General features: G+C 74.8%; 8 protein-coding genes. 4 read left to right on the forward strand and 4 right to left on the reverse strand.

All coding sequences use genetic code 11. The annotated features are described in order from the left end of the window. Positions 1-840 (reverse strand): phosphotransferase (locus tag ABZ854_RS28355; RefSeq protein WP_361216012.1); only part of this gene is annotated, 840 nt, incomplete at its 3' end. Positions 841-1,153: 313 nt separating this feature from the next. Between ABZ854_RS28355 and ABZ854_RS28360 the strand changes: the two genes are divergently transcribed. Beyond that, positions 1,154-2,644, forward strand: a complete 1,491-nt coding sequence (locus tag ABZ854_RS28360) for a hypothetical protein (RefSeq protein ID WP_361216015.1) — start codon at positions 1,154-1,156, stop codon at positions 2,642-2,644. 31 nt (positions 2,645-2,675) lie between these two features. Here ABZ854_RS28360 and ABZ854_RS28365 read toward each other — a convergent pair whose 3' ends face one another. Then, a complete protein-coding gene (locus ABZ854_RS28365) occupies positions 2,676-4,100 on the reverse strand; it encodes a SpoIIE family protein phosphatase (RefSeq protein WP_361216017.1) in 1,425 nt (474 codons plus the stop codon). A gap of 374 nt (positions 4,101-4,474) precedes the next feature. Here ABZ854_RS28365 and ABZ854_RS28370 point away from each other — a divergent pair, with 374 nt between their 5' ends. Continuing rightward, positions 4,475-4,888 carry an SsgA family sporulation/cell division regulator gene (locus ABZ854_RS28370; RefSeq protein WP_361216020.1) on the forward strand — a complete coding sequence of 138 codons (414 nt, stop codon included), beginning with the start codon at positions 4,475-4,477 and terminating at the stop codon, positions 4,886-4,888. A 60-nt stretch (positions 4,889-4,948) separates the two neighbouring features. Here the strand turns inward: ABZ854_RS28370 and ABZ854_RS28375 are convergent, their stop codons facing one another. After that, positions 4,949-5,974: a Gfo/Idh/MocA family oxidoreductase gene (locus ABZ854_RS28375; protein WP_361216023.1), complete on the reverse strand. Its 1,026-nt coding sequence runs from the start codon at positions 5,972-5,974 to the stop codon at positions 4,949-4,951. Positions 5,975-6,055: 81 nt separating this feature from the next. After that, entirely contained in the window at positions 6,056-7,150 is a 1,095-nt protein-coding gene (locus ABZ854_RS28380; RefSeq protein WP_361216026.1) for a chemotaxis protein, read from the reverse strand. A gap of 354 nt (positions 7,151-7,504) precedes the next feature. On the opposite strand from ABZ854_RS28380, the gene ABZ854_RS28385 reads away from it, so the two are divergent. Next, positions 7,505-9,229 carry a fatty acyl-AMP ligase gene (locus ABZ854_RS28385; protein WP_361216029.1) on the forward strand — a complete coding sequence of 575 codons (1,725 nt, stop codon included), beginning with the start codon at positions 7,505-7,507 and terminating at the stop codon, positions 9,227-9,229. Between the two features lie 260 nt (positions 9,230-9,489). Beyond that, the gene (locus tag ABZ854_RS28390) at positions 9,490-23,514 is read left to right on the forward strand and encodes an SDR family NAD(P)-dependent oxidoreductase (protein WP_361216032.1); all 14,025 of its coding nucleotides are present in this window, start codon (positions 9,490-9,492) and stop codon (positions 23,512-23,514) included. Positions 23,515-23,554 lie beyond the last annotated feature (40 nt).

Here is a 23,554-nt window from a genome sequence, read left to right on the forward strand (position 1 = left end):
GGTGTTATGGGGTGCTTGCACACAGTGCACATGTCTTGTGATGCTATGACCGCTTTTGACGGATGATTGACCGAAGAAGAGGTGGCGTTGACCGTCGCCGTGGCAGAACTGGCCCATCCCCTGGCGGCCCGCCGCGTGCGCGATCCCGTGCAGCAGCTTCTGCAGATCGCCCAGGTCACGGTCGGTCAGCAGACCCAGCTCGTGATACCGGGAGATCCGGGCCGCGTAGTCCAGCGGGGCGTCGAACGTGCCCGCTGGGGGCCGCCAGGCGTTCAGCCGGCAGATCGCGCCGAGCGCGGCCCGGATGTCCGCCCGCGGCGGCGCCTCCATCGGGTGCCGCTGCGCCGCCGCCACCCGGCCCGGCATCCGCTCGATGACCAGCGTGCCGTTGTCCGGGTCCGCCGCGATCAGCCGCGGCGCCCGCACCGGCGGGCGGTGCCGGACGAACGAGCGGTATGCGGCTATTTCGTGCCTGATCCGGTCCGCCCACGCCGGCGACTGGTCCAGGAGACACTTGGCCACGGCCGTGGTCCGGCCGGTGGTCCCGACGAGGAGCACGGACCGCCCGCTGCGGCGCAGCACCTGCACCGGAGCGAACTCCGGGCAGATGCGGTGCACCGACGCGATGGCGGTGCGCAGCTGCGCCCCCTGGGGGCCGGACAAGTCGAGTCTCCCGCTGAGCGGTTGACTGCCGAGCTGCCCCGGAACGCGCCGCGGCCGGCCCGCGCCCAGCAGGGGCGCTCCCGGCCGCGCCGCCGGGTCCAGATACGGCCCGCTGCCCGCAGGGCGGGGACGCAGGGGCCGGGGCGGTGCGGACACGGAGGATGATGCTGCGTACATGGGAGATACAGATCCCTTCGTGTGCCTGCGGTGCCTGCCTGTAAGTCCTCGCGCCCTCCCGGCCCGGCCGCCCGGGCACATCCTGGGGAATGTGCCCGGCGACTCCGGGGAATCGGCCGGACGGGCCCGTCCGACGGATCCGTCGGGCGGATCCTTCGGTGGGGCGGCGACCGGGTCGGGGTGGCGCGTTCCTACTCGACACCAGATGCCCAGTGGCACACCATCTGGCGAACCCTGGCGAACCCTGGCGAATAGTCGCCCGGCAACCTCCACGGGGCTACTGTCAACTCAGCCGAGAACCTGGGGGCTTGACGTGAGCGGACAACCCAACACCCGCCTGGCGGACCTGTTCGGCCTGGCCGGCTGGTCCAAGGGCGAACTCGCGAGGCTGGTCAACCGGCAGGCGGCGGCCATGGGCCACCCCCAGCTGTCGACCGACACCTCCCGGGTGCGGCGCTGGATCGACATGGGAGAGATCCCGCGCGATCCCGTACCACGGGTGCTGGCGGCCCTGTTCACCGAGCGTCTCGGCCGTGTCGTGACCATCGAGGACCTCGGTCTGGTACGGCACGGGCGTGCGGGGAAACGGCAGGACGACGGGAATGCGGAACATCCCGACGGAGTGCCGTGGGCGCCCGAGCGGACCGCCGCGGTCCTCACCGAATTCACGGGAATGGACCTCATGCTCAACCGACGCGGCTTGGTGGGCGCGGGTGCCGCGCTCGCCGCGGGATCCGCACTCAGCGGCGCCATGCACGACTGGCTGCACACCGACCCGACCCTGAAGGCCGACGCCCCTGTTCTCGCCGACCCCCTGCACGCCGACCCCGCTGGGCTCGACCGTTACGAGGCCGCACCCATCGGGTCGCAGGAGATCGAGGAACTGGAGTGCTCGGTGGAGGTGTTCCGCGCCTGGGACGCGGCCCGCGGCGGCGGGCTGCAGCGCAAGGCGGTCGTGGGACAGCTCAACGAGGTGGGCGGCATGCTCGCCTACCACCATCCACCCCATCTCCAGCGGCGCCTGTGGGGCGTCGCCGCCAACCTCGCCGTTCTGGCCGGCTGGATGTCGCACGACGTCGGCCTGGAGCCCACGGCCCAGAAGTACTTCGTCATCGCGGCCCACGCCGCCCGGGAGGGCGGGGACCGGCCGCGCGCGGGCGAGGCGCTGTCCCGCGCGGCCCGGCAGATGGTGCACCTCGGCCGGCCCGGCGACGCGCTGGACCTGATGAAGCTCGCGCAGTCCGGCTCGGGCGAGGACCTGCAGCCGCGCACCAAGGCGATGTTCCACACCATCGAGGCCTGGGCGCAGGCGTCGATGGGCAAGGGCCAGGCGATGCGCCGCACCCTCGGCCTCGCGGAGGACCTGTTCGTCTCCGACCGGGCCGACGTCGCACCGCCGGACTGGATGCAGACCTTCAAGGACGAGGATCTGTACGGCATGCAGGCCCTGGCCTACCGCACGCTGGCCGAGCACGACCCGGGCGCGGCCGCGCACGCCCAGCACTACGCGGAGAAGGCTCTGGCGCTGCGGGTCGACGGGCGGGAACGCTCGAAGATCTTCGACCACCTCTCCATGGCGTCGGCCTGCTTCATCGCCGACGACCCCGAACAGGCCGACCGGTACGCGCGGCTGGCCCTGATGTCGATGGGCTCCAACTCCTCGCGGCGCACCTGGGACCGGCTGCGGCAGATGTACCGGCTCACCGCGGAGTACGCCGAGTACCCGAAGATCAACGAGCTGCGGGAGGAGATCAGGGTCGCCCTGCCGAAGCCGCGGGGCAAGGGCACGAGCGCCCAGGCGTAGCAGGCGGGTGCGCCGCCCGTTCGCGCCTGGCTCAGTCCGTCACCCTGGCGACCAGCACGCAGGCGTCGTCCGCGCGTTGGGCTCCGCCGAACTCCTCGACGACCGCGCGTACGCAGTCCTGCGCGGTGCGCGCCCCCGCGAAGCGTGGGGCGAGGCCGAGCAGCCGTTCCCCGGGGTCCTCGCCGGTCCGGGCCGGGACGAGCCCGTCGGTGTGCAGCAGCAGGAGGTCGCCGGGCTCCAGGGTCACCTCGGCCTGCCCGTAGACGGCGCCCGAGGTGGCGCCGAGCAGCACGCCGTCCGGTGCGTTCAGCGCGCGTCCCGTCCCGCCGCGGTAGAGCAGCGGGGCGGGGTGTCCTGCCTGCGCCCACACCAGGGTGCGGGTCGCGGGCCGGTAGCGGCAGCAGACGGCGCTGCCGAGGGCGGGGTGCACGGTCGAGTCGAGTAACTGGTTGAGCAGGGCGAGCAGGGGGCCCGGCTGGGTGCCGGCCATGGCCATGCCGCGCACGGCGCCGAGCAGGGTCGCCATGCCCGAGGTGACGGTTACGCCGTGCCCGGTGAGGTCGCCGACGCTGAGCAGCGTCTCACCGTCGGAGAGCGCCAGGGCGTCGTACCAGTCGCCGCCGATCAGCGCGCTCGTGGCGGAGGGGAGGTAGTGGGCGGCGAGTTCGAGGGTGCCGGGCCCCTGGTGCGGCAGCCGCAGCGGGCCGCGCCACGGGGGCAGTACGGCCTCCTGGAGTTCGACCGCGATCCGGTGCTCGGTCCGCGCCCGCCGGCGGTGCTGGTGCAGCGAGTCGCCGGTCTCCCGCACCGTGCGCCGACGGCGCCGCAGTTCGCTCACGTCCCGCACCACCGCCCACATGGAGGCGGTACTGCCGTCGGCGTCGAGCACGGGTTCGCCCATCATGTGCACGGTCCGCACGGAGGCGTCGGGCCGTACGACGCGGAACTCGCCGTCGATGGGCCTGGCGTCGACCAGGCAGTCCGTCACCATCCCGGTCAGCAGGGGCCGGTCCTCGTCGACGACCAGCGTGGGCAGTTCGTCCAGGGTGAGCGCGGGGGAGGCGGGGTCGAGGCCCAGGATGCGGTACAGCTCCCCGGACCAGCTCGCCTCGTCGCTCAGGAGGTTCCACTCCGCGCTGCCGACCCGGCTGAGCAGCGATCCGCACGCTGTCGGCGCGGGACGCGGGGCGGCGGCGTCGGCCGACTCGCTCGGCACCGGCTCCGGGCCGTCCCGCAGCTGCGCCAAGTGGGCGTCGACATCGTCGAGTTGACGCACGGCGAGATCGTACAGCGCCCGCTGCCAGCGGTCCTCCGGGTCCACGCCGTCGTCCGGCGTGTCCTGTCGTACGGCGTCCACCTCGACCTTGAGTCGCCGCGTCTGCGAGATCAGTGCCTCGACCGAGCCGCGCCCGGGTGGCTGGGCTGCTGGGCGGTCCGCGGAGACCGGTGACGGCATGACGCACTCCGATGGGGGGACGGGACGGCCAAGGAGAACAGGCGGGGAACGGGAGGGAAGCGGGTGGGGACCGCTACGACTCTCGCACAGCTCACGACGCGCTGTAAGGGATTCGGCGACACACGATACGGTGGTGCAGATGGCATATGCCAGAGTCCTCCCGGAGTGACTCCCGAGTATCAGTGGCGTAGGCGGGCACGGGGTCAAGTCGTAGGGAAACTAAGGGATTTGCAGGACATCGAGCCGCCAGGTCGTCGCACTCGTTCGCAGGTTCGACGCGCCTGTGTTCCATCATGGCGCCATTCGTTCGGTACCGCCCCAACTCTGACCGGAATTAGCGTCATGGGAAGGGGGCGGGACGACTCCTTATAAGCATGGACGCCATCATCGAACAGCCCATCCACGCCCGCCTCGTCACCGCCGACGACGCGGAGGTGCCCGTCCGCGCCACGCTGCGCTACACGGCGGACGATCCACTGGCCGTCTTCCTGGACTTCCCGCCCGAGGCCACCCTCGTCGGCGAAGACGTCACCTGGGTCTTCGCGCGCGCCCTGCTGGACCAGGGGTTACGCGCCCCCGCCGGCCACGGTGACGTGCGGATCCGGCCCTACGGCCCGGCGCGCACCCTGCTGGAGTTCCACTCCCCGCACGGCCTCGCCCTCCTGACCTTCCCCGCCACCGCACTGCGCCGCTTCCTGCGCGGAACGTACGGTGTGGTGGCAGCCGGGGCGGAGGACGTGGGCGCGGTGGTCGAGAGGGGGCTGAGCGCCCTGTTCGACGGGGTCTGACCGCGGATCCGGCACGGCCGGGCACCGGTGAGGCCCGGAGGCCTGGCCGGTGAGGCTCCGTCAGGCGTCCGCTTCGGCGTACAGGGCCGGGCGCTCGGCCAGTTCGACGGAGGTGCGGGCGCCGGTCCGCAGGGACCGGACCCCGGCCTCGGCCACCACCGAGGCGGCGTAGCCGTCCCACACGCTCGGCCCGCTGACCCGGCCCCGCCGGGTGGCGTCGACCCAGGCCTGCACCTCGCGGTCGTAGGCGTCGGCGAAGCGCACCAGGTAGTCCTGCGGCACCTCCTCGGCGGCACTGCCCCGGGTGGTGACCAGCATGGAGTGCCCGTCGCCGATCCGCGCGCTGCCCGCCTCGCACACGGCCTCGCAGCGCACCTGGTAACCGAACCCGCAGTTGACGAAGACCTCGACGTCGACCAGGACGCCCCGCTCGGTCTCGAACAGCACGAACTGCGGATCGGCCAGCCCCTCGGGCGCGCCCGCGGAGGAGGCCGGACGCAGCACGGTCACCGCCGTCAGCTCCTGCCCGAGCAGCCAGCGGGCGGCGTCGATCTCGTGCGAGACGGAGCTGTTGATCAGCATCTCACTGGTGAAGTGGGCGGGGGAGGACACGTTCCGGTGGGTGCAGTGCAGCATCAGCGGCCGGCCCAGACCGCCCCCGTCCAGGAGGTACTTCAGCCGCCGGTACTCGGCGTCGTAGCGGCGCATGAAGCCGATCTGCGCCAGCCGCCGGCCGAGCCGTGCCTCGGCGTCGACCACCCGGAGCGCCCCCGCGGAGTCCGGCACCATCGGCTTCTCGCACAGCACGGGCAGGCCACGCTCGAAGGCCGCGAGCACTGCCTCCTCGTGGGCGGGGCCGGGGGAGGCGACCAGGACGGCCTCGACCCCGGGCGCGTCGAGCGCGGCCACGGCGTCGGCGTGCACGGTGACCCCGTCCAGACCGGCTGCCGCCCGCTCGGCGCGGCCGGTGTCCGGGTCGGCCACCGCGGCCACCCGGGCGCCGCTGACCACCCGGTCCAGCCGCCGTACGTGGTCCGCGCCCATGTGCCCGGCACCCAGTACGGCCACACCCAGTAGGTCACCCATGCGCGCGCTCCCTCCCGCCGACGATCACGCCGTCAGCGTACGCCGGGCTCAGGGGCGTCCCGCGGGTGGGAGCGGGGCCGGTCAGTACCGCAGTACGGCGGCCATGCCGTCCGCGTCGTCGAGGGTGCCGTCGGGGACGAAGCGGACGTCGGCGCCGGTCTCCAGGCACTGCTCGACGATCTCGTCCACGATGTCCTCACGGCCGTCCAGGTCACCGGGCTCGGCCGGAACCAGGTGGTCGCCCTGGTCGCGGACGGTCGCCTTGTAGTTCTCCTCGACCGCCAGCAGCCGGACGCGGCCCTCCCGGGCGCTCTGCCACAGCTCGTCCAGCCCGGCCGCGAAGGTCCGCCGCCCCCGCGCGGAGGTCAGGTCCGACATCACGGACGTGGTGTCCTTGCGGGCCTCCGCCTCCAGCACCGGCCGCAGCGCCTGCCACACGGCCTCGGGGCCGGCGTGCGCCAGCCCGCCGTGCCGCACGAGGACCGCCGAGCCGGCGACGGTGCCGGCCTCGCCCAGTAGGGACAGCGCCGCGTCCTCACCGGTGACGTACAGCGGGCGCGGCTCCTCGCGCAGCACCGCGCTCATCGCCGTGTCCGCCTCCCGCAGGAACTGCCGCGTGCCCTCGTCGCGGAAGGTGCTCGGCAGGTCACCGATGCGCTGCTGCCGCTCGGCGTCGAAGTTCGGCTGTGCGCGGGTGAACGGGAAGCCCCCCGAGCGCTGCTCCACGACCCGGTCGACGCCGCCGCTCCAGAGCGTCACGCGGTCCGCGGAGACCGACAGCACCCAGAAGGGCTTCTCGGCGGCCTGCGCGGAGACCAGGTTGCGGGTGAGGAACGTGTCGGAGAGCACCACGCGCGCGGGGACGGTACGGGCCAGGGACCACACCTGGTGCTCGCCCGGTGCGGCGAAGATCACAAGGCCGTCCTCGGCGTGGACCAGATCCACCTCCGCCAGCGCCCGGTCGAGCTGCTCGGCCACCTCGGTACGACGCTCCCGGGTGACCGCGGGATCGGATTCCAGCCGCTTCTTGGCCTCGGCCACCATGTTGCGCAGCCGGACCGGATCCTGGCCGGTGTCCGGCTCGCGGCGGTGGGTCGGGGTCAGCACGGACACCGCCGGGTAGGGACGCGGGCGCCGCAGCTCGGCGAGGGTCGCGGGACTCAGTGCGTGCTCCATGACAGCACGATAGAGCGAATCGCCGGGTCCGGCATTCGGGGCGAAAGCCCCCGCTCCGGTAACTTCCGTTCACCGCGATGTCACACACCGTCAGCTTCGTCAAGTCCGTTGGACACGAAGCGTTTACACCCGTTCGGCATGTCGATCAAACACACTTGCTATGGTGCTACGCGTCGGTAGCAAACCGCAGCGGGGGGATCACGGGGAGTTGTCCGACCGACGACTCCCGGGGGCAGGGGGCCGAGTCCGACAGCCCGGCAACGGGGCCGGGTGGGGCTGTCTCCACGCGTCCTGCGACGCGTTCTCGCACCACGTCCTCCTCGCCCACCTACGCAGACAGGTGAGAGTCTTCCCATGGCACGTTCCCTGGTCGATTTACTGACCGCGCACGCCTCGAACCACCCTGACCGGACCGCCTACCGCCACCTCGTCACCGGCGACTGCGACGGCGAGATCCAGGAACTCACCTACGGCCGGCTGGCCACCCGTTCCCGGGCCGTCGCCGCCTGGCTGCAGGAACGAGGACTGGCCGGCGCGCGCGCCATGCTGCTCTACCCACCCGGCCTCGAGTTCATCTGCGGCTACCTCGGCTGCCTCTCGGCCGGCGTCGTCGCCGTACCGGGCGTGCCCCCGCAGGGCCGTGCGCAGAACCACCGCGCGCTGACCCGGATGCGGCGGCTCCTGGCCGACTCGGACGCCAAGGTCGTCCTCGGCGGCCGTGAGGTGATCGCCGCGCTGGACGGCATGGCCGAGCACCTGCCCGAACTCGACGGGATCGCCCGCGTCGCCACCGAGGACATACCCGACGCGGCGGCCGCCGACTGGCGCGAGCCGGAACTCGCCCCCGACACCGCCGCGTTCCTCCAGTACACCTCCGGGTCCACCGCCGCCCCGCGCGGCGTCGTCGTCACCCACCAGAACCTCCTGGACAACGAACGCGTCATCACCGAGCGCATGGGCCACACGCCCGAGGCGATCGCCGCCCACGGCAACGAGATGTTCGTCAGCTGGCTCCCCGTCTACCACGACATGGGGCTCATCGGACCGGTCCTGAACACCGTCCACCTGGGCGTCACCGCGACCCTCTTCTCGCCGCTGCACTTCCTCCAGCAGCCCGCCCGCTGGCTGAAGGCCGTCAGCCGCTACCGCCCGCACACCAGCGGCGGACCCAACTTCGCGTACGAACTGTGCCTCAGGCACGCCACCCCGGACCTCCTCGACGGCCTCGACCTCGGATCGTGGAAGGTCGCCTTCAACGGCGCCGAGCCGGTTCGCGCGGCCACCCTGCGCCGCTTCGCCGACACCTTCGCGCCGGCCGGCTTCCGGCGCGAGGCCCTCTACCCCTGCTACGGCCTGGCCGAGGCCACCCTCATGGTCACCGGCGGCACCGTCGACAGCCCGCCGACGCTGCTCGCCGCCGCCGACGGAGCACCGAACGCCGGCGAGGCGGACGCCGCCGCCGTCGGCTGCGGCCGGCCCGGCCCCGGCGTGACCGTGGCGATCGCGCACCCCGAACGGCAGGAGGAACTGCCGGAGGGCGAGATCGGCGAGATCTGGGTCGGCGGAGAGAGCGTCGCCAAGGGCTACTGGCGTAACGCCCTGGCCACCCGCGAGACGTTCCGCGCCCGACTCACCGGCCGCGAGGGAAGGTTCCTGCGGACCGGAGACCTCGGCTTCCTGCGCGACCGCGAGCTGTACGTCACCGGCCGGCTGAAGGACCTCATCGTCATCGACGGCCGCAACCACTACCCGCAGGACCTCGAACTGACCGCGGAACTCTCCCACCCCGCGCTGCGCCCCGGCTGCACCGCCGCGTTCTCCGTGGACGCCGGAGCCGACGGCGAACAGCCGGTCGTCGTCGCCGAGATCGCCTCGGACGCGGCCGGCGAGGCGGAGAAGATCACCGACATGATCCGCGGTGCCGTCGGCGAGTCCCACGGACTGTCCGTCCGCGACGTCGTCCTGGTCCAGCCGGGCACGATCCCCAAGACGTCCAGCGGCAAGATCCAGCGTGGGGCCACCCGCACGGCGTACCTGGACGGCAGCCTGGCCAGGGTGAGCGAGCCCGCCGTGGGGTGACCGTGCCCGGCGTCGGGTGGTCCCGCGTGCTGGAGCCCGCCGGGCCGCCCGGACCGTGGGCCCGCGGCGCAGGCCGTGCCGCCCCGTCGACCGGCCCGGCCCCGTCACGTACCGGGTGCGTCGTCCGTCCGCGCCGAAGGACGGACCAGCCCGCCCGACCTTCCCGCGTCCCGCCGTACACCCTTCTTCTTCGCCGTACCGTGCCCCTCCCGCCGCTACGGCCGCCCGTCCGAGCCCAAGTTCACGAGGACACCTGACCCATGCCCGAGAACGAGTCCCCGCAGCATGTCTCCGAGCCGTCCCTGACGACCTCCGAGGGCGTCCGGGACTGGCTGGCGTCGGCCGTCGCCGCGTCGGCCGGAATCGCCCCGGACACCGTCGACCCCGACCGCCCGCTCGCCGAATTCGGGCTGGGCTCCCGGCATCTGGTCACCCTGGCCGCCGAACTCGCCGCCCGGACCGGCCTTCCGCTGGAACCGTCGCTCGTCTTCAACCACCCGACGATCGCCGAGGTGGCCGGGGCCGTCTTCGCCCGGCCGCCGGCCCCGGCGCCGTCCGGGGCGGCCCGGCCGGCGCCCGCCCGGCCCGACGACGACGTGGCGGTCATCTCCATGGCCTGCCGCTTCCCCGGCGGCGCCGACGAGCCCGAGGCGCTGTGGCGCCTGCTGGCCGCCGGGCGGGACGCCATCACCGAGGTACCGCCGGGCCGCTGGAACACCAGCGGACTCCTCGATCCCGATCCCGAGGCCGCCGGCAAGGCGTACACCCTGCGCGGCGGCTTCCTCGACGGCGGCATCGACCGCTTCGACGCGGCCTTCTTCGGGATATCCCCGCGCGAGGCCGCCGCCATGGACCCCCAGCAGCGGCTCCTGCTGGAGACCGGCTGGGAGACGATCGAACGCGCGGGAATCGTCCCGGAGTCCCTGAACGGCAGCTCCACCGGCGTCTACGTCGGTCTGTACGACAGCGGATACCTCGCGTCCGCCCCGCTGGAACAGCTCGACGGGCACGTCGGCACCGGCTCGGCGGCCGCGGTGGCCTCCGGACGCCTCGCCTACACCCTCGGTCTGCGGGGCCCCGCGGTGACCGTCGACACCGCCTGCTCGTCGTCGCTGGTCGCCCTGCACCTCGCGGCGCGCGCACTGGCGGGCGGGGAGTGCGACCTGGCCCTGGCCGGCGGCGCCACCCTCATGGTCACCCCGCGCGGCCACGTCGAGTTCAGCAGGCTGCGCGGGCTGTCCCCGTCGGGCCTGTGCAGCCCCTTCTCGGCGGACGCGGACGGTGTCGTCTGGGCCGAGGGCTGCGGCCTGGTCCTGCTCAAGCGGCTCGCCGACGCCCGCCGGGACGGCGACCGGATCCTGGCCGTCGTCAAGGGCTCGGCGATCAACCAGGACGGCCGCAGCCAGGGACTTTCCGCCCCCAACGGGCCCGCCCAGGAACGAGTGCTGCGCGCCGCCCTGGACGCCGCCGGCCTCTCGCCGCACGACCTGGACCACGTCGAGGCACACGGTACGGGTACCCGACTCGGCGACCCCATCGAACTCCGCGCCCTCGCGGACGTGTTCGGGCCCGGCCGCGCCCCCGACGGCCCCCTCGGCATCGCCTCCCTCAAGTCCGCCATCGGCCACGCCCAGGCGGCGGCAGGCATCGCCGGTGTCATCAAGACCGTCCTCGCCCTCGGCCACGAACACCTGCCGCCCTCCCTGCACGCCGAACGCCTCACCGACCACATCGACTGGACCGACAGCGGCCTGCACGTCCTCACCACCGGCCGCCCCTGGCCCCGCGACCCGGGCCGCGTACGCCGGGCCGGCGTCAGCGCCTTCGGCATCAGCGGCACGAACGCCCACGTGATCCTCGAGGAGGCGCCGACCGAACACACTCCGGGGACCCGAACCGGCGACTCCTCGAACACCCCGGCCGAAGGCGCCCCGTCCGGCGAGGCTCCGCCCGCGGGGGCCGAAGTCACCTGGGCCGCCCGGGTGGAAGACGTCCCGGCCGCCCGGCCCGAGGACATCCCGCACGCCCCGTCCGGCGAGGCTCCGCCCGCAGAGGCCGAAGTCACCCCGGCCGCCCGGGCCGAAGGCGCCCCGCACGCCGAGACCGGAGACACCCCGGCCACCCCGGCCGAAGTCCCCCTGGCCGCCCCGGTCGAAGACACCCCCCTCGCCCCCGCCGAAGACACCTCGCACGCCGGGGCCGCCTCCGCCGCCCCCACCCTCTTCCCGCTCTCCGCCCGCAGCCTCTCCTCCCTCCGTGCCCAGGCGGCCCGGCTGGCCGGTGCCCTCGACGCGTGCCCCGGGCTGTCGCTGCCCGCCGTTTCGGCGACCCTCGCCCACCACCGCACCCACTTCGACCACCGTGCCGTGATCCAAGCGACCGGACGGGACGGGCTCCTCGGTGCTCTGCGTGCCCTCGCCGACGGACGGCCGGAGCCGGAGACGACGGTCGGGCCCGAGCGGGCCGCGCCCGGCGGCAAGCTGGCGTTCGTCTTCCCCGGGCAGGGTGCCCAGTGGAGCGGCATGGCCCGTGACCTGCTCGACCGCGACCCCGTCTTCGCCGACGAACTCGACCGCTGCGACGCCGCCCTGCGCCCCTTCACCGAATGGTCGGTCGCGGCGGTGCTGCGGGGCGACGCCGGCGCGCCCTCCCTGGACCGGGTGGACGTCGTCCAGCCGGTGCTGTTCGCCGTGATGGTGTCGCTGGCCGCGGTCTGGCGCGCCCGCGGCGTCCGTCCCGACGCGGTGCTCGGGCACAGTCAGGGCGAGGTCGCCGCGGCCTGCGTCGCGGGCGCGCTCAGCCTCAACGACGCCGCCGCCGTGGTCGCCCTGCGCAGCCAGGCCCTGACCGGCCTGTCCGGGAGCGGGACCATGGCCCTGATCGCGCTCCCTGAGAGCGAGGTGCGGGCAGCGCTCGCCGAGCACGGCGACACGATCTCCGTCGCGGCAGTCAACAGCGGTCGCGCCACGGTCGTCGCCGGCGCCGTGGAACCACTCCAGGCTCTGCTGGACGGCCTCGAAGCGCGCGGCGTCTTCGTCCGCCGCCTCGACGTCGACTACGCCTCCCACAGCGCCCAGGTGGAACCGGTCCGCGCCGACCTCCTCGACGACCTCGACGGCGTCCTCACCTGCCCCACCGACATCACCTGGTACTCCACGGTCACCACCGAACCCGTCACCGACGAACTGGCGGCCGACTACTGGTACACCAACCTCCGCGAAACCGTCCGCCTCGCGCCCACCGTCGAACGCATGCTCGCCGACGGCTACCGCCACTTCGTCGAACTGAGCCCGCACCCCTCGCTGCTGACGGCCCTGGGCACGGTCGGCGAGGACACCGGGCACGACCTGACCGCCGTAGGCTCACTGCGCCGTGACGAGGACGGCCCCGCCTGCCTGGACCGGGCCGCCGCCGAACTCCACGTCCACGGACGCCGGATCGACTGGCGCCGCACGGTCCCCGCCGACGAGCGGGCCGACCTGCCCACCTACGCCTGGGACCCCGAGCGGCACTGGACCGAACCCGAGACCACCGGCGGCGGCGCCGGCCTGTTCGACCGCGCCGGCCACCCGCTCCTCGGCATCCAGCTCCAGTCCGCCGACGAGACCCGCTGGACCTTCCGCGGCGAGTGGTCCCCGGCCACCGCGGACTGGCTGCCCGACCACACCGTCTTCGGCCGCACCGTCGTCTCCGGCACCACACTGCTGGAGCTGTGCCGCGCCGCCCTCGACGTGGCCCGCACCGACCAACCGGCCGACGTCACCGGCCTGCTCCTGCTCAGCCCCCTCGTGCTGCCCGCCTCCGGCACGGTCGAGGTGTCCGTCGAGGTCGTCACGGCCGGCGCCGCGCCCGAGATCACCGTGCACAGCCGCCCGCGCGGCCAGGACACCACCGGCTGGACCCTGCACGCCACCGCCTCCGCCGCCGATTCCCCGCCGCTCCCCGCCGACCCGCCCCCCTCCTGGCCCGAATCCGCCGAAGAGGCGTGGGTGGATCAGACGTACGACCGCCTCGCGGCCCTCGGACTCGGCTACGGCCCCGCCTTCCAGGGCGTACGGTCGGCGGTCAGGACCGGCGACGGCGAACTCCTCGCCCGCCTCGCCCTGCCGGCCGCCGCACGGGACTCCGCCGACCCCTACCCGCTCCACCCGGCCCTCCTGGACGCCGCCCTCCACGTGACCGCCGCCCTCGGAAAGGGCGACGGGCGCGTGCTGCTGCCCGTCGCCGTGGGCCGCTGCGCCCTCCCGCCCGGCGCCACCGGCGAACTGACCGCCCGGGTGCGCCGCACCGGCGACACCGCCACCGACGTGACGCTCGACGTGACCCTGTGGGACACCGACGGCCTCCCCGCCGGGCACCTCGCGGACGTACGCCTGCGCGCCGCCGACCCGGCCGACCTGGACACCGGCACGGAGAACGCCCGGCACCTGTACGAGATCGCCTGGACGGCCGTGACCGGGACACCCCCGCCCGTGAGCCGGGTGCGGTGGACCGTCACGGGCGACCCGGTGACGGAGGCCGCACTGCGTGGCCCGCACGGGGAACCGGGCGACATCGCCTCCGGCGCCGACATCGCCGTACGCTTCTGGCCGCGGCCCGAGCCGGACGCGGAACCGGCGGCCGCGGCCCACGTGCTAGCCGCCACCGCGCTGGCCGAACTGCAGGCCCTGATCGCCCTGCCCGCCGAGCAGGCGCCCGCCCGGACGGTCTGGGTGACGCGCGGCGCGGTCGCCGCGGTCGACGGGGACCCCGTGGCCGGGTACGCCCAGTCGGTGCTGTGGGGGCTGGCCCGCAGTGCCCGCGCCGAACACCCCGGCCTCGGCCTGACGTTGCTCGACTTCGACGACAGCGACCCGGTACCCGCCCTCACCGCCGCCCTCGCGCTCCCCGACGAACCCGAACTCGCCGTACGCGAAGCCGGCCTGCTCGCGCCCCGGCTCGTCCGCGCCCGCCCCGCCGGCAGCAGCCCCGCCCCCGTTCCGGCCGAGGGGACCGTACTGATCACGGGCGGCCTGGGGGCCGTCGGCCGGCACATCGCGCGTCTTCTCGCCGAACACGGGGTGCCGAGGCTCCTGTTGACCGCGCGTGGGGGACCGGAGGACCCCCGCGCCGGGGACACCCTCGCCGAACTGGCCGTGCTCGGCACGGCGGCCGAGGTCGTGGCCTGCGACGTCACCGACGCCGACGCCGTCGCCGGCGTGCTGGCCCGGGCCGGCGACGGCCTGCGCGGGGTGGTGCACTGCGCCGGAGTCCTGGACGACGGGGTCGTCGCCGAGCTGACCCCCGAGCGGCTGACCCGGGTGCTCGCGCCCAAGGTCGACGGCGCCGCCCACCTCCACCGGCTCACCGCCGGCACCCCGCTGGACCTGTTCCTGCTGGTGTCCTCGGCCGCCGGGGTCGTCGGCAACGCCGGCCAGGGCAACTACGCGGCCGCCAACGTCTTCCTCGACCAACTCGCCCAGCACCGGCGGGCCCTGGGCCTGCCCGGCAGCTCCGTCTCCTTCGGCGCCTGGGCCGGCGAGGGCCTCGCCGCGGCCCACGCGGACCTCGACCGGATGGCCCGCCTCGGCCACCGCGCCCTCACGCCCGCGCAGGGCCGCGACCTCACCCTGCTGAGCCTGCGCCGCGACGCCCCGCACCTCGTCGCCTGGTCCCTCGACCTGCCCCGGCTGCGCCGCACCGACGCCGCCGGAACCGCCCTGTGGCGCGCACTGCTGCCCCCGCCCCGCACCGGCCGGAACGCCGGGGACGCCCTCGCGGACCGCCTCGCCCGGCTGCCCGAGCCGGAACGCGCCGCACGCGTCCTCGCCCTCGTCCGCGACGAGGTCGCCCGCGCCCTCGGCCTGCGCTCCGCCGAGTCGGTGCGCCCCGACCAGCCGCTGCGCGACCTGGGCATGGACTCCGTCACCGCCGTCGAACTCCGCAACCGCATCGGTGCCCGCCTGGGCACCCGGCTCCCCGCCACCCTCCTCTTCGACCACCCCACCGCCGACCGGCTGGCCACCCACCTCCTCACCCATGTGCTCGGCACACCCGCACCCCGGCAGGAGCCCCGAACGGCCGCCCCGGCGCCCGCCGCCGACGAGCCCGTCGCCGTCGTCGGCATGGCCTGCCGGCTGCCCGGCGGCGTCACCGACCCCGACGGCCTGTGGCGGCTCCTCGACGAGGGCCGCGACGCCGTCGGCCCCTTCCCCGCCGCCCGCTGGGACGTGGCCGCGCTCTACGACCCCGACCCCGACGCCCCCGGCAAGTCCTACGCCCGCGAAGGCGGCTTCCTGGACGACATCGACTCCTTCGACGCGGGCTTCTTCGGCATCACCCCGAAGGAGGCCGCCGCGATGGACCCGCAGCAGCGGCTGCTGCTGGAGACGGCCTGGGAGGCGCTGGAGCGCGCCGGAACGGTCCCCACCGACCTCGCGGGCAGCACCACCGGCGTCTACGTCGGCATGTTCGGCAGCGACTACCTGGCCGGCTCCCGCCTGGACCAGCTCGACGGCTACGTCGGCACCGGCTCCGCGCTCAGCGTCGCCTCGGGCCGCCTGGCGTACACCCTCGGACTGCACGGACCGGCCATGACCGTCGACACGGCCTGCTCCTCCTCCCTGGTCGCCACCCACCTGGCCGCCCAGGCGCTGCGCACCGGCGAGTGCGACCTCGCCCTGGCCGGCGGGGTGACGCTGATGGTGACCCCGCAGACCTTCGTGGAGTTCAGCCGGCTGCGCGGCCTGTCACCGACCGGCCGCTGCCGCTCCTTCTCCGACGACGCCGACGGCGCGATCTGGGCCGAGGGCGCGGGCATGCTCGTCCTCAAGCGGCTCGCCGACGCCGAGCGCGACGGCGACGAGGTGCTGGCCGTGCTGCGCGGCACCGCCGTCAACCAGGACGGCCGCAGCCAGGGCCTGTCCGCCCCCAACGGTCCCGCCCAGGAACAGGTGATCCGGCGCGCGCTGGAGCGGTCCGGGCTGGCACCCGCCGACCTCGACCACATCGAGGCGCACGGCACCGGCACCACCCTCGGCGACCCGATCGAGGCGGGCGCGCTGACCCGCGTCTTCGCCCCCACCCGCCCCCCGGAGCGGCCCCTGCACCTCGGCTCGCTGAAGTCCAACGTCGGCCACACGCAGGCCGCTTCGGGCGTGGCCGGCCTCATCAAGGTCGTCCAGTCGCTGCGCCACGAACGGCTGCCCCGCACCCTGCACGCCGGCACGCCCAGCCGGCACGTCGACTGGGTGGACAGCGGGCTACGGCTGCTGCACGAGCCGGTCGCCTGGCCGGCCACCCCGGGACGGCCCCGCCGGGCCGGAGTCAGCGCGTTCGGCATCAGCGGGACCAACGCCCACGTCATCGTCGAGGAGGCCCCGGACCGTCCGGCAGCACAGCTGGACGGCCCCGGCGAGGCCAAGGCCCCCGAGAACCCCGAACCGCCCCACGGCAAGCGGCTGTTCGTGCTCTCCGCGCGGGCCGAGAACGCGCTGCGCGACCAGGCCGCCCGGCTCGCACGCCACATCGCCGACGGCACCCCGCTCACGGACGTCGCCCACACCCTGGCCCGGCACCGCAGCCACTTCGCCTGGCGTACGGCGGTCGTCGCCGGCGACCGGGACGAACTGCTGTCCTCCCTCAAGGCGGTGGCCGCCGGACGCCGGCCCGTGCCCCCGCCCCGCGTCGAACAGGCCGGCAAGGTCGCCTTCGTGTTCTCCGGGCACGGCGGCCAGTGGACCGGCATGGGTCTGGAACTGCTCGGCCAGTCCGTGGCGTTCCGCGCCGAGCTGACCCGGATCGACGAGGCCGTACAGCGGCACGTCGGCTGGTCGGTGCTCAACGTGCTGCGCGCGCCCGAGGAGTTCTCCCCGCTGGAGCGCACCGAGTACCTCCAGCCGGTCCTCTTCGCCGTCAACGCGGCCCTGGCCGCCGCCTGGCGGGAACTCGGCGTCACCCCGGACGGGGTCGTCGGCCACAGCCTCGGCGAGATCGCCGCCGCCTACACCGCCGGCGCCCTCACCCTGGACGAGGCGGTGACCGCTGTCACCGGACGCGCCGAGGCGGTCGTCCCGCTCGTCGGGCACGGCGGGATGCTCGCCGTGGAACTCCCGGCCGCAGAGGTCGAGGACCTGCTCGCCCCGTACGCGGACCGGCTGTTCGTCGGCGCCGTCAACGGCCCCCGCGCCACGGCGGTGTCGGGCGACGGCGACGCGCTCGCCGAACTGCGCCGACTGCTGGACGAACGGGGTGTGCCCGCCCGCGTCCTGTCGACGCCGTTCGCCTCGCACACCCCGCTCATGGATCCCCTGCGCGACCGGCTCCTCGACCGCTTCGCCGGCATCCGCGGCACCCGCACACCGACCCCGCTGTACTCGTCCGTCCTGGCCGAACCGGTCGCCGGGGACAGCCTGGACGCCGCGTACTGGTTCGCCAACCTCAGCCGCCCGGTCCGCTTCGCGGACACCGTCCGCCGCATGCTGGACGACGGCTACCGGTACTTCGTGGAACTCAGCCCGCACCCCTCGCTCCTGCCGTCGATCGAGGCGGTCGCGGCGGAGGCCGGCATGGACGCGGCCGGCGTCGGCTCGCTGCGCCGCGGCCGCGACGGCCACGACGTCCTCCTCGGCCGGCTCGGCGAGCTGTACGCCGTCGGACATACCCCCGACTGGACGGCGCAGTTCCCGCACGGCGGCCGCGCCGACCTGCCCACCTACGCGTTCGCCCGCGAACGACACTGGCTCGCTCCGTCCGCCTCCGGCAGCACCGGAGGCTCCCCGCTGCTCGGCACCCACGTCCAGGCCAGCGACGAGCCCGGCCGCGACCTCTTCCAGACCGAGATCGACCTCGACGACAGCCGCTTCGCCTACCTGACCGACCACCGGGTCACCGGCGAGGTCTGGCTGCCCGGCGCCGCCTTCCTCGACCTGGCCCTGGAAGCCGCCGACCAGGTGTCCGGCGACGCGGCCACGGAACTGGCCGACGTGCGCTTCGTCCAGCCCCTGCGCCTGGACGCCGGCCGGCCCGTACGGCTCCAGCTCGTGCTGCGGCCGGCGGCGGACGGCTCCCGCGACTTCACGATCTCCTCCACGCCGGCCGGCACCCCGCGATGGCAACTCCACGTCACCGGACGGCTCGTCACCTCCCCTGGACAGCAGCCGGACGACGGCCCGGTGCTCGCCGCGCTGCGTGAACGGTGCGCCGAGCCGGTGGACCTGCCCGCCGTCTACGCCGGGCTCGCCGCCCTCGGCATCGACTACGGCCCCGCCTTCCGGGGGCTGGAGGAGGGCCACCGCGACGGCACCTCGGCGGTCGCCCGGCTCGCCGCCCGTCCGGCCGCCGGCCACCTCCTGCACCCCGCCATCCTCGACGCCTCGTTCCACGCCGCCGCGCTGCCCGCCGACGGCCCCCGGGGCCGGGCGTTCGTGCCCGCGGGCGCCGGACGGCTCCGGTACACCGGCCGGCGCACCGCACCCGCGTGGGTCAGCTGCGACCTGCGCTCGGCGGCCGGCGACACCGCCACCCTGGACCTGCGCCTGTGGGACGAGGACGGCCAACTCCTCCTCGCGGCGGACGAGTTCCGGCTGGCCGCGCTCTCCCCGCTGGACGGCGCCCTGTTCGAGACCCGCTGGCAGCCACGCCCCGAGGCCCAGGAGCCGCCCGCCGAAGGCGGCTGGCTACTCCTCGCCGACGACACCGGAGTCGCCGACGGACTGGCCGGCGAACTGGCCGGACGCATGGCCGGCTCGGCACCGGTGGTCGTGGGGCGCAGGGGAGCGGCGTACGGCGTCGAGGGCCCCGGCCGGTACGTCCTCGACCCGGCCGACCCCGCCCAGCTCACCCGGCTCCTCGACGAGGCGTTCGCCGACGTCCCGCCCGCCCGCGTCGTCCAGCTCTCCGCGCTCGACGCACCGGCCGTCCACGACGACCGCACCGCTGACGCGGCGGCCCGGCTGTGCTGCCTGACCACCCTGCACCTGGTCCGGGCCCTCACCGAACGGCCGCACGGGCACGGCAAGGCACCGCGCCTCTTCGTCGTCGTACGCGGCAGCCAGGCCGCCGGGGACGGCATCGGCGGCGCCGACGCGGACAGCACCAGCGGCGAGAACACCACCGCGGACAGCGCCGCCGTCGCGCATCCCGAGCAGGCCCTCGCCTGGGGTTTCGGGCTGGCCGTGGCCCAGGAGCACCCCGAACTGGCGACCACCCTGGTCGACCTGCCCGCCGAGGGCGGTACCGACGCGCTGTGGACGCAGCTGTGGCACGCCGACGACGAACGCCTCGTCGCCCTGCGCGACACCGGACGGCTCGTGCCGCGCCTCGCCCGCACTCGCCCCGACGACGCCGGACACCCCGTCCGGACCGACGGCGTGCACCTGATCACCGGTGGCCTCGGTGGCCTCGGCCGGGTCGTCGCCGAACGGCTCGCCCGCCGTGGCGTGCGACGGCTCGCGCTGCTGAGCCGCGGCACCCCCGACGCCGCCGCCCGCGCGTGGATCGGGGACCTGGAACAGCGCGGGGTCACCGTGCACCTGGCCCGCGCCGATGTCGCCGACCGCGTCGCGCTCACCGCCGCCCTGGACGCCGTACGCCGTGCGGCGGGCCCCGTCGCCGCCGTCGTGCACGCCGCCGGTGTCCTCGACGACGCCACCCTCGCGGGCCTCACCGAGGACCGCGTCCGGCGTGTCCTCGCTCCCAAGGTGCTCGGCACCGCCCTGCTCACCGAACTCGTCCCCGAGGCCGACGACTTGGTGCTGTTCGCGTCGGCCGCCGGCCTGCTGGGCTCGGCCGGACAGAGCCCGTACGCGGCGGCCAACGCCTTCCTCGACGCCTGGGCCCACCACCTGTCCCGCAGCGGACGGCGGGCGCTAAGCCTGGACTGGGGCGCCTGGGCAGGCGTCGGAATGGTCGCCGAGTCCGGGACCCGCGCCGCCGGGACGAGGCGCTCCGGCCTGATCGCCTTCTCCGCCGAGGACGGCGGCGAACTGTTCGAGCGCGTGCTGGGCACCGCCCGGCGCCAGCTCGCCCCGATCTCCCTCGACTGGGACCTCCTCGCCCTCGACCCGGACGCCGCGCGCGACCGGCCGATCCTGGCCGACCTGGTCACCGCCCCGGCCGGCGGCGGGGACACCGACGACCTGGTGCGCAAGGTGTTCGCGGCCGCCCCCGGGCCGGACCGCGCCGAGTGGCTCGAAGGCTACGTACGGGCCCGCGTCGGCGAGGTGTCCGGCGGTGCCGTCGACGTGTATGCCACCACGGCGCTGAAGGAACTCGGCCTGGACTCGCTGATGCTGGTCCGGCTGCGCAACGCCTTCGCCCGCGAGCTGGGCGTGGACCTGCCGGCCGCCGAGGTGTTCTCCGCCGCCGACATCCGCGGCCTCGCCCGCACCCTGGCGGCGGCCCTGCCCGAACACGCCACGACGGACGCCGGCGACGAGCGTCCGCACGGAGAGGTGCCGGAGACGGACCTGCGGCCCGCGACCCGGGACGTCGTACGGCTCCTGCGCAGCGCCCGGCCGGACATGCCCGACGCGGCCCATGGCGTCGGCCTCGCCGTACGGCTCACCGCACCCACCACCCGGGAAGCCCTCACGGGCATCCTCGACCGGCTCGCCGCCCGGCACGCCGCCCTGCGCACCGCCGTCGTCACCGGCCCCGACGGCGGACGTCTGCTCCGGGTGGACCGCGAGCCGCCGGCCCCGCTGCTGCTCTGGACCGAGGACCTGAGCGAACCGGACCCGGCCGAGCGGCTCCGGCTGCTGCTGCAACCCGCGTTCGACCTGGCCCGCACGCCGCTCTGGCGGTTCGAACTCGTCGACGGCGACCCGCGCGGCCAACTCCTCCTCTACGGCGCCCACCACGCGGTCAGCGACCTCCAGTCGCTCCTGCTCGTCGCCGCCGAGATCGACGCCGAACTCTCCGGCACCCCGCTGGACGGCACCGTCACCAACCGGGACATCGACCTCCTCGTCGAGGCCCAGCAGGGCGGCGGCGACCGCCCCGGCGACGACTGGCGCGCCGCATTCGAAGGCAGCGAACGGCTCGACCTCACGCTCGCCCGGCCCCGCCCGGACACCCGGTCCTACCGGTCCGGCAGCGTCACCGTGACCGTTCCCGACGGGCTCATGGAACAGGTCGCGGCCGCCGCGAGCCGCCTCGGTGTCACGCCCGCGGCGTTCTGCCTCGGCACCCTCACCGTGCTGCTCGCCAGGAAGCGGGAGCGTGAGCGGTTCGTGCTCGCGGTGCCCGTGGACACCCGTATCCACGCGGACGCGTTCGGCGCGGTCGGCTTCTTCGGCGTCCCCGTGCCGTTCCCCGCCGAGGCCGCGGCGGGGGAGCGGGTCGCCGACGTGCTGCGCCGCACCGACGGCCGGCTGGAGCGGATCCTCGCCAAGGGCGCCATGTTCTCCGACGTCCTCGCCACCCTCGCCCGGCAGGGCCTGCACCGGCCCGACGCACCGCTCGTCGAGGTGTACTTCAACTACGTCCGGTTCTCGGGCCGGCTGACCCACCTGGACGTCCTCCCGGCCGGCCCCGGCCATTCCGACCTCGACCTGATGATCACCATGACCCCGGACGCCGGCACGGTCCGGCTCGACCACAGCCTCGACATCCTCGACGCCGGCACCGCGACCGAACTCGGTGAGGAGTTCCTGCGGTTGCTCGCCCGGACGGCCGAGGACGCGGACGACGTCGTACGCCCGACCGGCCCGACCGGCCCGACCGCGCGGCCCGGTGTCGCCCTCGCCGCCACCTTCGCCCTCGGTAACCTGCCCCTGATGTGTGAGGCGGCGCTGGAGGAGGACGCAGGGCGGGCGGCCGAGGCGCCGTACCACCAGGTGCTCGCTGCTCTCCAGGATCCGGCCGGCGTCCTCGCCGACCCGGCGAACACGCTGTCCGCCGTCCTGCTGCGCGCCACCGACCTGGAGCGCTTCGGCACCGTGGACGACACGCTGCTCGCCGAACTGCGCACCGCCTACCCGGCCGCGCTGAAGGCCCTGGCCGAGCGCACGCGCAAGCCCCTGGTCGTCGGGGTGCTGCCCACCGCGCGTCTGGAGGACCGCTTCCGCGACTGGGAGGACGGCGTCCTCGCCGACCTGGCGGACGTGCCCGGCGTCGCCGTGCTCGGCCCGGACGACTGGACCCGGGACCACCCCGTCGAGGACCCGTTCGACCCGCGCACCGAGCGGCTGGCCCACCTGCCCTTCACCCCGGCCTTCCAGGCGGCCGTGGCCCTGCGGCTGGCCGAGGTGGTCCGCGCGGTGCGGCGGCCCGCACCGAAGGTCATCGCCGTCGACGGCGACGAGACCCTGTGGGGCGGCGTGGCCGGGGAGACCGGCCCCGAGGCGGTGGACCTCGCCGGCTCCCGCGCCCGGCTGGCCCGCCGGCTGCTGCAATGGCGCGACGCCGGCGCGCTGCTGGCGCTCGTCAGCAACAACGACGAGGCCACCGTCCGCGCCGTGCTCGACCGGCCCGACAGCCTCCTCAAGGCGGAGCACTTCAGCGTGCTCTCCGCCGCCTGGGGCCCCAAGCCGGGCCGCCTCGCCGAAGCCGCGCGCACCCTCGGTCTCGGTCTGGACAGCTTCCTCTTCCTGGACGACAACCCCGCCGAGATCGCCAAGATGCGCGCGGCCCTCCCGCAAGTGCTCTCCGTGACCTGCCCGGCCGCCGGCGAACTCGACGCGTTCCTCGGCCGGTTGTGGCCCGTCGTCCCGGCCGCGGCCACCGCGGAGGACGCCCTCCGGGCCCGGTTCTACGCACAGGAACAGGAGCGGGACGCCGCCCGGGAGGGGGCCGGGTTCGCCGAGTTCCTCGCGCAGCTGGACCTCGAGGTCGACATCCGCGAGCTGACCGAGGCGGACACGGAACGCGGCGAACAACTCGTGCGCCGCACCAACCAGTTCACCCTGCGCGCCCGCTCCGCCGACGGCTGCGATGTCACCCGCTGGCGCGAGCAGGGCGAGGTGTGGACGGCCGCCGCCCGGGACAGGTTCGGCGACTACGGCCAGATCGCGCTGCTCGCGCTCCGCGCCGACGGCGACCGACTCGACGTCCTCGCCTGGCTCATGAGCTGCCGCGCTCTCGGCCGGGGCGTCGAGGAACGGCTGCTCACCCGGATCGCCGACCGGGCCGAGGAACTGGGCTGCGCCGAGGTGCGGCTGACGGCCGAGCACACCCCGCGCAACGCCCCCGCCCGCCGGCTGCTGGCCGCGCTCGGCGGCGGTGACCCCGAGGACGAACGGCTGGAGGTCGTGGCCACGCCCGGCCGGCTGCGGGCCTTCCGCTCCTGGGAGCAGCAGCAGTGACTGACCGGACCGCGCACAACCTGAAGGGCTCTCATGCGTG

Origin of the sequence: Streptomyces sp. NPDC047028 (genome assembly GCF_040644095.1) — a bacterium.
Taxonomy (GTDB): domain Bacteria; phylum Actinomycetota; class Actinomycetes; order Streptomycetales; family Streptomycetaceae; genus Streptomyces.